Raw genomic sequence first — 14,773 nt, forward strand, 5'->3', positions numbered from 1 at the left:
TTTTAGCAAAAAATAAAAGTCGTGACATCGTCACCTTCACGCCAAAACCGCCCGGCGAAACGCCGTCCGGCGCAGCAATGCGGCGTCAACGTGGTGAGCAGCGCCAATTCGAACGTCTGCCGCTGCGCATCCACCGCCACCATCCGCGCATCAAGAAAATCGAAATATCGGCGCACCTGCGGGTACAGCGCTTTGAACAGGCTCTCTTTGGCGGAAAACGTCAGCGTCAGCAGCTCGTTGAACGGCAGCGTTTCGCCCAGCAACGTCTCGCGCTCCGCCGGTGAAACGATCGCGCTCCACAGCTCCTCCGCTCGCGCCACGGACAGCAGCGTCTCCACATCCAGCCCAACGCCGCCCAGCCCGCTCTCTCGGTGTACGGCACACAGCGCGGTATGCGAATTATGGCTCAGCGCCCCGGCGATGCCCGTCGGCCACTGCGGCGCGCGATCTTCGCCGCGCGCCAGGGTGAAATCGGCGAAACCGAGCGGCGCCAGCAGCTGCCGCGCCAGCACACGCCCGGCCAGATACTCCGCACGGCGTTTCGGCACCGCGCGCGCCAGATGGTCCGGCAGCGCAAATCCCGCCTCGGGAAAACTGTCGTCGCGATACTCCGCCAGCGCAAACTGGCAGCGCGCCACCTGGCCCGGATAGCCGTCCGGCGTGAAAAATTCGATATTGCGGATAAAAGTGGGCAACGGCGGTATCCATGATAAGCAGGCAGGCTGAAGATGTTAGCCCCCGAAACGGCCTGCAACAATGACCCAGGGCAAAATAAATGGCGTTAAGTCCCGCGCGGAGGCGCGTTGGGCGAAGTGGGAAAAGGCCTCTCCCCCACATTCGGGAGAGAGGCCGGGCATTACAAGATGCCTTTCATGGTCTTCTCGAAATCGCTCCAGGCGCAGAAGCCGTCTTTATCGATCGGGCAGCCTTTCAGCGCCAGCGTCACGCGCTGCGGCGGGGTTTGCAGCGTCAGCGGCGTCGCCTTGCGCAGCTGTTCGGTGGACTGATAGACGTACTCGATCTTCAGCAATTCACGGTCGTTCTGCGCGTCGCGCCAGCGCTGGAATACCAGTTTGCCGCCGATCGGCGTTTTCTCGTACTGCTGCGGCAGCTGATACGGCTGGAACTGCATGGCCGACAGCAGCGAGGCGATATTGGAGTCGTGGCCCACCAGCACCGTCAGCTTCGGCGCGTCCGGTTTACGCTCGCCCAGCAGCGCGTTGTTGATGTAGGTCAGCAGCGGCTTGGCGACGTTCTGCGCCACCACCGGCGAGGTGAACAGCGAATCCTGATAGCCGTCTTTCAACTGCGCCAGCTGCTGCCACTGGTGCGGCGTGGCGATTTTGCCCCAGGCCACCTCTTTCATCGGGAAACCTTCGTAGTACTGCAGCATAAAGGCGTCCACCAGCGAGTTGCCCACCCGCAGCGGGCCGGAGACGCCCGGCTCTTTGCCCGGCACCGCGCTCATCACGCTGGCTTCTTTGGTCAGGTCGCAGTGTTTGTCGGTCTTGCAGGCGGCGGAATCCTTGTAGTCGATGATCTTCGCCAACTGCTGATAAGAGGCGTCCAGCTTCAGCGATCCCAGCGCGGCGTTCATCGCCGCCAGCGCCTGCTGGTTGAAGGCTTCGCTGGTGTCGGTGATGATCGGGTTGAAAGTCGGATCCATCTCGCCCATCTTGTCCTGATGGTGCACGCTGACGTCGCAGCCCGGGAACGCGCCATTGCTGAAGAACTGCGCGGTGGCCACCGTGCGCTGCAGGCTGTTGGCGTAGACGTACACGCTGCCGGCGGTCGGACAGCCCTCTTGCGGCAACAGGCCGGTCTGCTTCAGCCAGGCGTTGAAATAGTGCCCCATATACACTTCCAGCACCCCGCCCTTGGTGGTCAGCTGGCCGCCCGGCGTTTCCCAGGCCGGCCAGGCCTTCGGCGTGGACTGCGCCAGCACGCTGCCGTTGTTGGCCAGCGGCGCGCGCAGGTTATGGCGGCTCATCACCAGCACCTGTTCCAGTTGATAACCGCCGGCGTCCGCCAGCGCGTTCCCGGTGAATATCAAAGGCAGGCACAGCAATAACGTTTTTTTTCTCATCCGCAGAGGCTCCCGGAAAATGATTATTTTTAAGGTGTTAGCGTTTGCCTGCGTATGATGGCGGGGTTAGTGTGACAAGTGTGTGACAGGGTTCACGGGAAAAGATCGTACCAGCGGCCACCGGGCGGCGGCCGCTGTGCGTCAACTCAGTACCACAGGCTCATGATTGGCCAGCCGATCAGCAGCAGCGCGGCGATGTACACCACGCCGAGAATGCCGCCCAGGCGCCAGTAGTCTTTCGACTTCACATAGCCGCAGCCGTAGATAATCACCCCCGGCCCGGTGGCGTACGGCGTCAGCACGCCCATGATGCCGATCGACAGCACCAGCAGCATCGACAGCTGCTCCATCGGCACGCCCGGCAACCCTTTGCCGACCGCCAGGATCACCGGCAGCATGGTGGCGGTGTGCGCCGACAGGCTGGCGAACAGGTAGTGGGCGAAGTAGAACACCAGCACCAGCGCCACTACCGTCATGTTCGGCGAGAAGCCGTCCAGGTGGGTGCTCATGGTCTGGGCGAACCAGTCGATAAAGCCGGAGCGCGTCAGGCCGTTGGCCATCACCACCAGCGTCGCCAGGTTAACCAGCGTATTCCAGGCGCTGGAGTATTTGGTAATGTCTTTCCACGACACCACGTGCAGCGCCAGCATCAGCGACACCGCCAACAGGCACACCGCGGTGGCGTCCAGCACCTTGCCGCCGAACACCCACAGGCACAGGCTGAGCAGCACCAGGCCGATCAGGGTGTACTCCTTGCGCGTCAGCTTACCCATTTCCCCCAGCGCGGTATTCGCCCAGGCGGCCACTTCGCTGCTGTGGGTCACGCCCGGTTTGTAGAGGTAGTAGGAGATCAACGGCGCGATGATCAGCAGCAGCAGGCCAACTGGCAGGAACGCCAGGAACCACTGCATCCAGCTGATGTGCACCCCGGCTATCTTGCCGACGAACTCGATGCCCAGCACGTTCGGCGCGGCGCCGGTGACGAACATCGAAGAGCTGATGCTGGTGCCGACCACCATCATCCACATCAGGTAGCCGCCGATGCGGCGCGAAGAGGGATCGTTAGGGAAGGAATCGAACAGCGGCGGCAGGTTTTTCACCACCGGGAACACCGTGCCGCCGGTGCGCGCGGTGTTGGACGGCGTGAACGGCGCCAGCAGGATATCGATGATCACCACCGCATAGCCCAGCGTCAGCGTGCGCTTGCCCATGAATTTCACCAGGAACAGCGCGATGCGCCGCCCCAGCCCGGTGGCCTCGTAGCCCAGCGCGAAGATAAAGGCGCCGAACACCAGCCAGACAGTGGTGCTGGAGAAGCCCGCCAGCCCCCATTTCAGCGCCTCTTTACCGGCCTTGAAGCCCGGCTCCGCCAGTTCCTGCGCGCCGAACAGCACCCAGTTGGCGCTCAGCACGCTGACGGTCACCGCGATAAAACTGATGGCGGTGGCCGGGATCGGCTCCAGAATCATGCCGACGATCATCGCCACAAAGATGGCGAAATAGTGCCACGCCTGCGGCGGCATGCCGTCGGGCACCGGTATCAATAACAGGATCGCGAGCACCGCCAGCGGCGCTATCGCTTTCCAGATCTTTTCCTGGGTTTGGGACATAGGGACTCTCCTGAAGGCTTGGTTATTATTCTTGGGCACCCAGCTGCGCCAGCAGCCAGGTCACTATCAACAAGTCGGCGCTGCCGCCGGGGCTGAGGTTGCGGGCAATGCAGTCGGCATCGAAGCGCCGCAGGCGCGCCAGGCCCGCTTCCCCCGCCGAGCCGCCCTGCGCCAGCAGCAAGGCCGCCCGGCGCCGCAGCCAGCGCAGCCCGCGCAGGCCGCCGCGCGAGGCGACGTTGGTGTCATCGTTGTGGGCCATCAGCCACAGCAGGCTGTCCAGCAGCGCCCGCTGTTCGTCGCCACCGGCGGCCAGCCGTTGCCGATACAGCGGCAGCGCGCCGTCAAGCACCAACCGAAAACCGGATTCCGCCTCGCCGCGCGCGCCGCTGAGGCCATACGCAGCGAACAAGCGCTGGCCGGCGGTCTGCCCGGCGTTGTTGCATCGCAGCTCGCTGTCCACCAGCCCTCGGCACATCGCCGCCACTTCGGCGCATAACGATGCGGCACTGATGGCCCGGCCCTGCTGCTGCAGGCGGCCGAAGGCGGCGCACAGCAACCCGAGTGAGAACACGCTGCCCTTATGGGTGTTAATGCCGCCGGTGGCGCGAAACATCTGGTTTTCGCAGGCCAGGCCGAGCGGCCGCAGCCGCGCCAACTGCCGCTCCGCCGGCCGGCAGGCGTCTTCGCGGCCGCGCTGGATAAAACGCGGCAGCCACACGCCGATGGCGCGGGCGCTGCGGTAGAAATGCCCAAGATCCATGTCGCGATGGGCGCCGGTGTTATGGCGATCCACCAGCCCCGGTTTGGGCGTGAGGTTGACCTCCACCAGCAGCGCGCGAAAGGCGGCGCGGGCGAAGTCGCAGGCCGGCTCGGCTCGGCGGGCGGGTGGATTAATCGGCAGAGATCGCATCGTTGAACATCCTTTCCATTTCTTGCAGCAGCTGCTCGCTGCCATGCCGCCGCTGGCGGGCGCAGATCTTGGCCGGTTGGCCGCACAGCAGGCAGCGCCGCGCCGGCAGGCCGATGTCGCGGCGCGACAGGATTCGCCCCTGCGCATCCAGCACGTCGATATCCCACAGCCGGCCGATCGGGCGGCTCACCTCCAGCTGCATGGCGCAATCTTTTACCCGTTGGGCGTCGGCGCGCAGCGCCACAAACCCTTCGCAGCCGGTGGCGAGCGCCAGCGCCTCGGCCTGCGGGCTCGGCCAGCCCTGTTCGGCGCACAGCCGCAGCAGCGCCGCCCACCCGAGGTTGAAGATGCCGCGCGTCAACGCGCTGTCCTTCACCGGGCCGGGCACCACCAGCGTCAGCACCAGCAGCGTGCACTCGTGCTGCGCCAGCCACGCCTGCTGGCGCGCCTGACGACATTCGCGGCTGGTGAGCAGCTCCGGCAGGCTGACCGCACGTTCGGCGGCCAGTTGAGGATCGACGGCGGCCATCGGTTACTCCGCCACCTGATGCACCACGTCGATCACCGAGCCGTCGCGGTAGCGCACCACCGCCACCACCTTGTCGGTAAAGGCGATCGGTTGCGGTTCGCCGGTCAGCTGCAGCGCGCGGGCGCGCAGCCAGTCGATGCTCACCACCTCAAGCCCGGCCTCCCGCAGGCGCTGCGCCAGCTCCGGCCGCGCCGGGTTGACGGCGATGCCGTGGTCGGTCACCAGAATGTCGATGCTGGAGCCCGGCGTGACGCAGGTGGTCACCTGTTCCACCAGCGTCGGGATGCGCCCGCGCACCAACGGCGCGACGATGATCGCCAGCCGCGCGGCGGCGGCGGTGTCGCAGTGGCCGCCGGACGCGCCGCGCAGCACGCCGTCGGAGCCGGTCAGCACGTTAACGTTGAAGCCGGTGTCGATTTCCAGCGCGCTCAGCACCACCACGTCGAGCCGATCGACCGACGCGCCCTTGGAGCTGAAGTTGGCGTACTGGTTGGCGCTGATTTCGATATGGCGCGGGTTGCGCGCCAGCGAGGTCGCCGCCGCCCGATCGAAGCTCTGCACGTCCAGCAGCTTGCCGATCAACCCCTTCTCGTGCAGATCCACCATGGTCGAGGTGATGCCGCCGAGGGCGAACGCGGCGCGAATGCCGCGGGCGCGCATCTTGTCCTCCAGGAACCGGGTCACCGCCAGCGAGGCGCCGCCGGTGCCGGTTTGCAGCGAGAACCCTTCAGTGAAGTAGCCGGAGCCGGCGATCACCTCGGCGGCGCGGCGGGCGATCAACAGCTCGCGCGGGTTAGAGGTCATGCGCGTGGCGTCGGCGCCGATCTTGTCGGCGTCGCCCACCCGCTCCAACTGCACGATCAGATCCACCCGATCCTGCGCCAGGCTGGCGGGATGATGCGGATACGGCACCAGCTGCTCGGTCAGCAACACCACGGTACCCGCCGCCTCGGCGTCCACCCGCGCATAGCCGAGCGAGCCGCAGCAGGCTTCACCGCTGTAGCCGTTGGCGTTGCCGAACTCATCGCAGGCCGGCACGCCGAGGAAGGCCACGTCTATCTTCAGCTCGCCGGATTCGATCAGATTGACCCGGCCGCCGTGCGAGTGAATTTGCACCGGCTCCGCCAGCAAGCCGCGCGAAACGGCGTCCGCCAGCGGGCCGCGCAGCCCGGAGGTGTAAATGCGGCTCACCACGCCGTGGCGGATATGCTCAACCAACGGCGCATGGCAGTCGGTCAGCGAGCTGGAGGCCAGCGTCAGGTTGCGGAACCCCATCGCCGCCAGCGTCTCCATCACCTGATTGAGCGCCAGATCGCCGCCGCGAAATGCATGGTGGAAGGAGATGGTCATGCCGTCCTGCAGCCCGCTGCGGCGCACCGCTTCCTGCAAGGAGTCGCACAGCTTGAGATCGCGCGGTTTACGCGCCTGCAGGTTGGCTTTGGACACGTCCTGATAACCCGGCAGATCCGCCGGGTTGGCGAAGGTCATCAATCGTTGTTGGCGGTTCATCATGCTTCCTCCCCGTGCTGCGCCGGTTCTTCCCGTAAGCCGGACAGCGCGGCGCGCTCCAGCACCAGCCGGGCGCGTTCAATCACCGGGCTGTCGACCATTTTTCCGTTGAGCGACACCACGCCGCGCCCTTCCCGCTCCGCCGCTTCGGCGGCGTCCACCACCCGCTGCGCGTGCGCCACCTCTTTGGCGGTCGGCGCGTACAGGTTGTGCAGCAGCTCAATCTGGCGCGGGTTGATCAGCGATTTGCCGTCGAAGCCGAGCTGTTTGATCAGCGCCGCTTCCTGTAGGAAGCCGGCCTCGTTGTTGGCGTCGGAGTAGACGGTGTCGAACGCCTGAATGCCGGCGGCGCGCGCCGCCTGCAGCAGCGAGCAGCGGGCGAACAGCAGCTCAATGCCCTCCGGCGAGCGTTCGGTGCGCAGGTTGCGCACATAGTCTTCCGCCCCCAGCGCGATGCCGATAAGACGCGGCGAAGCGTGCGCGATCGCCACCGCGTTGGTGATGCCCTGCGCCGATTCGATCGCCGCCAGCAGCCCGGTGCTGCCTACCGGCCGGCCGCAGGCCGCCTCGATGGCGGCGATCTCGCGCTCCATGTCGACAACGTCCTGCGCGCTGTCGGTCTTCGGCAGGCGCACGATGTCCGCGCCGCCGCGCACCACCGCCTGCAAGTCCGCCAGGCCGTAGGCGGAATCGAGCGCATTGACGCGCACGATGGTTTCCACCTCCTGGTACAGCGGATGCTGCAGCGCGTGGTACACCAGCCGGCGCGCCGCGTCTTTTTCACGCAGGATCACCGAGTCTTCCAGATCGAACATCAGCGCATCGGCCTGATAGATAAAGGCGTTGCTGACCATCGCCGCGTTAGCGCCGGGAACGAACAGCATGCTGCGGCGCAGCCGGGTTTTATTCAGCGTTTTCATCTTTCGCCTCCCATGGCAGTTGGCCGCTCTCGCAGGCGCGCATCAGCGCGGTTTCCAGCCGGGCGCGCAGCACGCAGTCCAGCGCCCCTTTGTCGTCGACGATCACCTGCACCGGCTCCACCTCATAACGCTGCAGCACCTCCAGCAGGGTGCGGCGGATCGCCGTGCCGAACTGTTTTTCCACGCTGCTGGCGATCAACAGATCGTGCTGCGGCCCCTCGGCGGGCGCGATGCGCACCATGACATCGCTGGATTCCAGCGTGCCGGCCATTGCTTCTCGGATAATTTTCATCATTCACCTGATTGTGCGGACTCAAAAGGATGCGGGGCCGCCTTGGCCCGGCGCTGCGTTTGCAGATCCTGCAGGTAGTACAGGGTGTCCGGCGGCACCAGCGGCGCGGCGGCGTGGAAGTCCCCCGCCGCCAGCAGCTTGCGCACCCAGGAGGCGGAGATCGCCGTGCCCTGATATTGCAAACGCTCGATTTCCACCAGCGCGATCGGCGGGCTGGGCAGCGCCGGCGTTTCCAGCCAGTAGCGCATGTCGCGGTTGTACTTCGCGGTCACCGCGCAGAACGGCTCGTTGCCGACGAAGCGGTGGGTGATGCCCAGCGCGGGCGCCAGATACTGGCGGAAGATCTTCAGATCGATTTCGGTGTAACAGTCGTCGGCCACGCCCTGGTCCTTGATGAAGTAACAGGGGAAGGTGGCGCGCGAGATCACGTACTGCGAGCCTTCGTGTACCGTGAGGTTGGGGATGTCGGCGGTGCCGGCCAGCACCAGCCGGCGTCGATCTTCATAGCTGAAGCGCGAGGTGTTTTCCTTCACCAGAAACAGGTGCAGCCAGTCGCAGCGCTTGGCCGCCTGACGCACCAGATACTGATGCCCGCGGGTAAAGGGGTTGGCGTTCATCACGATACTGCCGATGGTGTCGCCCGGCCGACGTTGGCTCGCCAGCTGGGCGGCGTAGCGCTTCAGGCGGCACGGGCTGTTTTCCATCAGCACCACGATGCCCGGCACGGTGGCGATCGGGTAGAAACCGCACTGGCGGAACAGCGGCTCGTTCTGCACCTTGGTGTAGATAAACAGCTGGGTGTGGTGGCGCTCGTAGGCCAGGTTCACCAGCTCGGTCGCCAGCGCCAGCGCCAACCCTTCGCCGCGCATCAGCGGGCTGATGGCGACGCATTTGATAATATTGTCGGCGATGCCGCCGCAGGCGACCAATTTGTCGTGCTGGGTAACGCTAATAAATATTTCAACCGTGGTATCGATATTCAGATCGTTACTGCGCAAGAAGGCGCTTATTTCCGAAATCGCTTTATGATCCGATCGCTTTACCCGATTAAATACGGCATCGCCTAACATAACACGCTCTCTGGGTTAACTGGCAAACAACAAATGAAATACAAAAAGGCATTTTAATTAACATCGAAAATGGCAATTAAAACCTTAAAAACCATGAAGATAAAATCATCCTCTCGTTCGATAAACCCATGGTAAGCAGAAAAAAAACGCGGATTATTGACCTATTTCACAAACCGATCCCGGTTAATAAGTTATTTAATGTTCTTTATTTGCTTAATTAATCTTATGGTGTTTATTATTGAGATAATCTTTATTTGGTGCCGCAATTCACTTACATTCACTTAGCATTTTTATTGCAATTACGGGTCGCACTATGGAATGGCTGAACATCCTGATCGTTGAAGACGAAACGCCGCTGGCGGAGATGCACGCGGAGTTTATCCGCCAGAACGGCGGCTGCCGCCAGATTTGGCTGGCCGGCACGCTGGCGCAGGCGCGCGCCATGACCGACCGCTTCAAGCCGGATCTGATCCTGCTGGACAACTTTCTGCCGGACGGCCAGGGCATCACCCTGCTGCGCGAACTGACGCTGAGCGGGTATCGCGGCGGCATCGTGTTCATCACCGCCGCCAGCGACATGGCCACCGTGGCCGAGGCGTTGCGCTACGGCGTGTTCGACTACCTGATCAAACCGCTGGCCTATGACCGGCTGAGCCAGACGCTGCTGCGCTTCAGCCAGCGCCGCGAAGCGTTGAAGGACAAAGCGCGCCTCAACCAGCGCCGCATCGACGAGATGTTCAATACCTACGCCCGCGGCGAGCAGCAGGCGGCGCTGCCCGCCGGCATCGACGAGCTGACGCTGGGCAAGGTCCGCGCGCTGTTCGCCGAACCCGCCGCGCGGCACACCGCTGAAAGCGTTGCGCAAAAAATGGGGCTCAGCCGCACCACCGCTCGCCGTTATCTGGAGTTTTGCACCGCCGCGCAGCAGCTGCGCGCCGAGATCATTTACGGCAAGGTAGGCCGCCCACAGCGGATCTATCGCGCCGGCGAGCCGCATTAACGGTTATTTGATCGCCCTTGCAAGGTTGCGTGTAACCGCTTTACTTTTTATGCGCCGGTCAGCATCTTGGTGAGCATCACCTAGCCGACTGGACGATCGCCGATGCCTGCTGCGCCCCTAGCTTCCCTGACCGAGATCCTCGCCCGCCGTGACTGGCAAAACCCGGCCTGCACCCACTACCGCCGGCTGGAGGCCCACCCGCCATTCGCCAGCTGGCGCACGGTGGAAGACGCGCGCGACGACGCCCCCAGCGCCAGCCGCCGATCGCTGAACGGCGAGTGGCGCTTCAACTATTTCCCGCGCCCAGAGGCGGCACCGGAGAGCTGGCTGCAGCAGGATCTGCCGGACGCCGCCCCGCTGGCGGTGCCGGGCAACTGGCAGCTCGCCGGCTACGACGCGCCGATCTACACCAACGTGCGCTACCCGTTCCCGGTCGATCCGCCGCGCGTGCCGGAAGACAACCCGACCGGCTGCTACTCGCGCGCCTTCAGCGTCGATCCGGCCTGGCTGGCCGCCGGCCAGACGCGCGTCATCTTCGACGGCGTCAACTCGGCGTTCTATTTATGGTGCAACGGCCACTGGGTCGGCTATTCGCAGGATAGCCGCCTGCCGGCGGAGTTCGATCTCAGCCCGTGGCTGCGGCCGGGTGAAAACCGGCTGGCGGTGATGGTGCTGCGCTGGTGCGACGGCAGCTACCTGGAAGATCAGGATATGTGGCGCATGAGCGGCATCTTCCGCGACGTCAGCCTGCTGCACAAACCCGCCGCGCACCTGAGCGATGTGCGCATCACCACGCCGCTGCATGACAGCTTTACCCGCGGCGAACTGGTGGTGACGGCGCGCGCCAGCCGGCCCGGCCCGCTGCAGGTGCAGATTCAGCTGTGGCGCGACGGCGCGCGGGTGGCCGAACGCACCCAGCCGCTCGGCAGCGAGATCGTGGATGAGCGCGGCGCCTATGACGATCGCGTCACCCTGCGGCTGCCGGTGGAGCGCCCGGCGCTGTGGAGCGCCGAAACGCCCGCGCTGTATCGCGCCACCGTCGCCCTGCTCTCGCCCGAAGGGGAGATTATCGAGGTGGAGGCCTATGACGTCGGCTTCCGCCAGGTAGAGATCAGCGGCGGGCTATTGAAGCTCAACGGGCAGCCGCTGCTGATCCGCGGCGTTAACCGCCACGAGCATCATCCGCGCCACGGCCAGGTGATGGACGAGGCGACGATGCGCCACGACATCCTGCTGATGAAGCAGCACAACTTCAACGCGGTGCGCTGTTCCCATTACCCCAACCACCCGCTGTGGTACCGGTTGTGCGACCGCTACGGGCTGTACGTGGTGGACGAAGCCAATATCGAAACCCACGGCATGCAGCCGATGAACCGCCTGGCTGACGATCCGCTGTGGCTGCCGGCGATGAGCGAGCGCGTCACCCGCATGGTGCAACGCGATCGCAACCACCCTTGCATCATTATCTGGTCGCTGGGCAACGAGTCCGGCCACGGCGCGAACCACGACGCGCTGTACCGCTGGGTGAAAAGCCAGGATCCGACCCGCCCGGTGCAATATGAAGGCGGCGGCGCCGACACCGCCGCCACCGACATCATCTGCCCGATGTATGCGCGAGTGGATCAGGATCAGCCGTTCCCGGCGGTGCCCAAATGGGCGATCGGCAAGTGGATCGGCCTGCCGGAGGAGCCGCGCCCGCTGATCCTGTGCGAATACGCCCACGCGATGGGCAACAGCTTCGGCGGTTTCGAGCGCTACTGGCGCGCGTTCCACGCATATCCGCGCCTGCAGGGCGGCTTTGTCTGGGACTGGGTCGATCAGGCGCTGATCAAACGCGACGATCGCGGCGAAGAGTTCTGGGCCTACGGCGGCGACTTCGGCGACACCCCCAACGATCGCCAGTTCTGCCTGAACGGGCTGGTGTTCGCGGATCGCACCCCGCATCCGGCGCTGTTCGAAGCGCAGCGGGCGCAGCAGCTGTTCCGCTTCGCCTTCGACGCCGCCTCGCTGACGCTGACCGTCACCAGCGATTACCTGTTCCGCCACACCGACAACGAACAGCTCAACTGGCGGCTGGAGCTGGACGGCGTGGAGCGCGCCAGCGGCAGCTTCGATCTGGCGCTGCCGCCGCAGGGCAGCACTCGCTTCACCCTGCTCGACCGCCTGCCGATGCTGCATCAGCCCGGCGAGCTATGGCTAAACGTGGAGGTGGTGCAGCCGCAGGCCACCGACTGGTCCGAAGCGCATCACCGCTGCGCCTGGGAGCAGTGGCGAGTGCCGCGCGCGCTGCATCCCGCGCCGCCGCCGGCGCAGGGCGTGCCGCCCATGCTGATTGAAGATGATGAAGGGCTGACCCTCACCCACGGCGACCAGCGTTGGCGCTTCGAGCGCAGCAGCGGCCACCTGACGCAGTGGTGGCAGAACGAGCAGCCGCAGCTGCTGACGCCGCTGCGCGACGGTTTTGCGCGCGCGCCGATCGATAACGACATCGGCGTCAGCGAAGCGGACCATATCGATCCCAACGCCTGGATCGAACGCTGGAAGCTGGCGGGCCTTTACCGGCTGGAGGAGCGCTGCACGCAGTTGCAGGCCGATGCGCTGCAAAACGGCGTGCGGGTGGTGAGCGAACACCAGTTCGGCGTGGACGGGCAGATTTTGCTGATTAGCCGCAAGCAGTGGCTGTTCGACGCGCTGGGCGCGGTGAGCGTGAACGTGGAGGTCGAGGTGGCCGACGCCCTGCCGCCGCCGGCGCGCATCGGCCTGCACTGCCAACTGGCGACGGTGCAACCGCAGGTGGAATGGCTGGGCCTGGGCCCGCACGAGAACTACCCGGATCGCCGCCTGGCCGCGCAGCACGGGCGCTGGCGCCTGCCGCTGGCGGATCTGCACACGCCATATATTTTCCCCGGCGAGAACGGCCTGCGCTGCGACACCCGCAGCCTGCGCTACGGCGGCTGGCGCATCGACGGCCGCTTCCACTTCTCGCTCAGCCGCTTCGGCCTGCAACAGCTGATGGCCTTCAGCCACCAGCATCTGCTGCAGCCGGAAGCAGGCACCTGGCTGCACTTGGACGGTTTCCATATGGGGGTGGGCGGCGACGACTCCTGGAGCCCGAGCGTGCACCGGGATTACCTGCTCACCGCCGGCGTTTACCGCTATCAGCTGCGCCTGCAGCGAGCGCCAGAGGGCTAAATCTGCCAAAAAACTCAACGGGTTGCGCATTCTGTAAGCAAACAGTCACAGAATGTGTAATCCGCCTTTGACATGCCGACGGCGCCTCGCTATTATTCGCCCCGTTCAAACGATTCCTCTGTAGTTCAGTCGGTAGAACGGCGGACTGTTAATCCGTATGTCACTGGTTCGAGTCCAGTCAGAGGAGCCATATTTAGAGAAGCCCGCTCAGGGAAACCTGAGCGGGCTTTTTGCTGTTGGGCGGTTATGAGCGAGGGGCGGACGTTGCGCTTGAATCAGGATGGGTCTTGCCCTCCGGGAACCTTTCGGGTTGAGATGTCCATCTCGGGATTTGGATATTGCATCTTCCGTGATACTTATACCCCAGCCGCGTAAGTGACCGGAAGTCTGGATTTAACCTCTGTCAGAATACCCTTCCAACATGGCAAGGAGCGCCCGCCGTGCCGCATCGTCTGCAATATTTTCAGGCAGAGCATCAGCTCGCAGATTGATATAGGCGTCAACGGCCATTCTGATGGCAATGCTGACAGAGTCATGGTCGTGCGTTGCCAGCGTGGATGTCAGCAGGCCATCAGGATCAATGCCGTGGAATTCAATGCGCCTAACCCCACGTTGAGGTAGATTTGCACGACGGCTCAGCATAGGTCCCAGCACTTGCTCCCGGAAAAATGACAGCATGCCAATCGCTTCAAAGAGTTCCCCCCTTCCCAGTTTAGCCCCCGCATAATGAAGCCAGATCCAGGCTCGGGACTCAAACCACTCCGGCGTCATGTTAGGCCAGTGAGCGCTAAATTTTGCCAGTTGTCTCTCCAGAGCAGTGTTATCACGGGTAAATAACACTGCTGGCTCCTCAACACGTTGAGTGAGCATTTCCATTGTGACAAATTTCAGGTCGACATGGAGGAGTTCAGGTCCATACAGGCATATAAGCAGGCGAGGCTCTCCAACATGTTCGCCTGTGAAAGCATGCAGCAGATGGCCCAGTGATCCGGCGAACACCATACGCTGTGCCATGATTTCGTCATAATAGAGAGGTTCTACCACAACGACAAAATCCAAATCGGAGTATTTATCAAATCCGCCATGGATAATCGAGCCGCCAGCGAGAAGGGAGTGAATCCGCGAGTCAGCCTGAAATTTAAGCTTGAGTTGCTCTGCAAAACTTCTATGTAAATCGGGTAATGTACTAAGCATACTTTTTCCTGTTCACAAAAAAGACAAAGCATTACAGACTATCGAGTTCTGTATATTCAGACTAGATATTTCTGAAGGAATAGTCATTTTCTCAGGGGGTTCTCTCGAAGCGATAAATTGTCCCGGATAGTCTGGCGCTATTGATTTTGCCGCGTGGGCAACCTCTGATTGAGGGTTTACCTATTTAGTCTTGTGCCCAATTTGGTGGATAAGCTCATCAGACATATGCCCATCAAACGGAAGGCATAAGTTTTTTCTGACAATCACCTAATAGAGAGGAGAAAATATGGGTTAGCGCACCTTGAGACCCGCTTCTCTCAATAAACTGCGACCACGATTTAGGCTCACACTTACATAAGCATTTTCTAATAGACCAGACTTCCGCTTCTGGCTCAAAGCCAACCGTCAGATTACTCAGTCAACCTTTCCTACCCGTTTCGCCCCTGGGCAATCCCCTCCCT

Annotated in this window: 12 protein-coding genes and 1 tRNA gene; 3 read left to right on the forward strand and 10 right to left on the reverse strand. The window is 63.2% G+C overall.

What is annotated here, in order from left to right; genetic code table 11:
- Window positions 1–2 precede the first annotated feature (2 nt).
- The 9 genes from ACMGG9_RS15110 to citC form a co-directional block, all read right to left on the reverse strand.
- On the reverse strand, window positions 3–695 hold the full coding sequence (locus ACMGG9_RS15110; RefSeq protein WP_197762199.1) for a 4'-phosphopantetheinyl transferase family protein: 693 nt from the start codon (window positions 693–695) through the stop codon (window positions 3–5).
- A 161-nt stretch (window positions 696–856) separates the two neighbouring features.
- Complete coding sequence (gene agp / locus ACMGG9_RS15115) at window positions 857–2,086, reverse strand: bifunctional glucose-1-phosphatase/inositol phosphatase (RefSeq protein WP_122003981.1); 1,230 nt, start codon at window positions 2,084–2,086, stop codon at window positions 857–859.
- 146 nt (window positions 2,087–2,232) lie between these two features.
- A complete protein-coding gene (locus ACMGG9_RS15120) occupies window positions 2,233–3,696 on the reverse strand; it encodes an anion permease (RefSeq protein WP_033643712.1) in 1,464 nt (487 codons plus the stop codon).
- 25 nt (window positions 3,697–3,721) lie between these two features.
- Window positions 3,722–4,606 carry a triphosphoribosyl-dephospho-CoA synthase CitG gene (citG, locus tag ACMGG9_RS15125; RefSeq protein WP_033651844.1) on the reverse strand — a complete coding sequence of 295 codons (885 nt, stop codon included), beginning with the start codon at window positions 4,604–4,606 and terminating at the stop codon, window positions 3,722–3,724.
- The gene (gene citX / locus ACMGG9_RS15130) at window positions 4,587–5,135 is read right to left on the reverse strand and encodes a citrate lyase holo-[acyl-carrier protein] synthase (RefSeq protein WP_033651845.1); all 549 of its coding nucleotides are present in this window, start codon (window positions 5,133–5,135) and stop codon (window positions 4,587–4,589) included. The genes citG and citX overlap by 20 nt, the downstream gene beginning before the upstream one ends.
- A gap of 3 nt (window positions 5,136–5,138) precedes the next feature.
- Window positions 5,139–6,644, reverse strand: coding sequence for a citrate lyase subunit alpha (gene citF / locus ACMGG9_RS15135; protein WP_028130661.1), 1,506 nt, complete (start codon window positions 6,642–6,644; stop codon window positions 5,139–5,141).
- Window positions 6,644–7,564 carry a citrate (pro-3S)-lyase subunit beta gene (citE, locus tag ACMGG9_RS15140; protein WP_016927085.1) on the reverse strand — a complete coding sequence of 307 codons (921 nt, stop codon included), beginning with the start codon at window positions 7,562–7,564 and terminating at the stop codon, window positions 6,644–6,646. The genes citF and citE overlap by 1 nt, the downstream gene beginning before the upstream one ends.
- Window positions 7,548–7,856: a citrate lyase acyl carrier protein gene (gene citD, locus ACMGG9_RS15145; RefSeq protein WP_016927084.1), complete on the reverse strand. Its 309-nt coding sequence runs from the start codon at window positions 7,854–7,856 to the stop codon at window positions 7,548–7,550. Before citD ends, citE begins: the two co-directional genes overlap by 17 nt.
- On the reverse strand, window positions 7,856–8,926 hold the full coding sequence (citC, locus tag ACMGG9_RS15150) for a [citrate (pro-3S)-lyase] ligase (RefSeq protein ID WP_414161530.1): 1,071 nt from the start codon (window positions 8,924–8,926) through the stop codon (window positions 7,856–7,858). The genes citD and citC overlap by 1 nt, the downstream gene beginning before the upstream one ends.
- A gap of 313 nt (window positions 8,927–9,239) precedes the next feature.
- Here citC and dpiA point away from each other — a divergent pair, with 313 nt between their 5' ends.
- The 3 genes from dpiA to ACMGG9_RS15165 all read left to right on the forward strand — a co-directional run bounded on the left by dpiA (window position 9,240) and on the right by ACMGG9_RS15165 (window position 13,308).
- Window positions 9,240–9,926 carry a two-component response regulator DpiA gene (gene dpiA / locus ACMGG9_RS15155; RefSeq protein WP_033643717.1) on the forward strand — a complete coding sequence of 229 codons (687 nt, stop codon included), beginning with the start codon at window positions 9,240–9,242 and terminating at the stop codon, window positions 9,924–9,926.
- 102 nt (window positions 9,927–10,028) lie between these two features.
- Window positions 10,029–13,118, forward strand: a complete 3,090-nt coding sequence (locus tag ACMGG9_RS15160; RefSeq protein WP_414161531.1) for a beta-galactosidase — start codon at window positions 10,029–10,031, stop codon at window positions 13,116–13,118.
- 114 nt (window positions 13,119–13,232) lie between these two features.
- A tRNA-Asn gene (locus ACMGG9_RS15165) sits at window positions 13,233–13,308 on the forward strand.
- 203 nt (window positions 13,309–13,511) lie between these two features.
- Here ACMGG9_RS15165 and ACMGG9_RS15170 read toward each other — a convergent pair.
- Window positions 13,512–14,312: a nucleotidyltransferase domain-containing protein gene (locus tag ACMGG9_RS15170; protein ID WP_147879957.1), complete on the reverse strand. Its 801-nt coding sequence runs from the start codon at window positions 14,310–14,312 to the stop codon at window positions 13,512–13,514.
- Window positions 14,313–14,773 lie beyond the last annotated feature (461 nt).

Origin of the sequence: Serratia sp. BNK-10, from assembly GCF_047456065.1 — a bacterium.
In the GTDB taxonomy this organism is placed as follows: domain Bacteria; phylum Pseudomonadota; class Gammaproteobacteria; order Enterobacterales; family Enterobacteriaceae; genus Serratia; species Serratia ureilytica.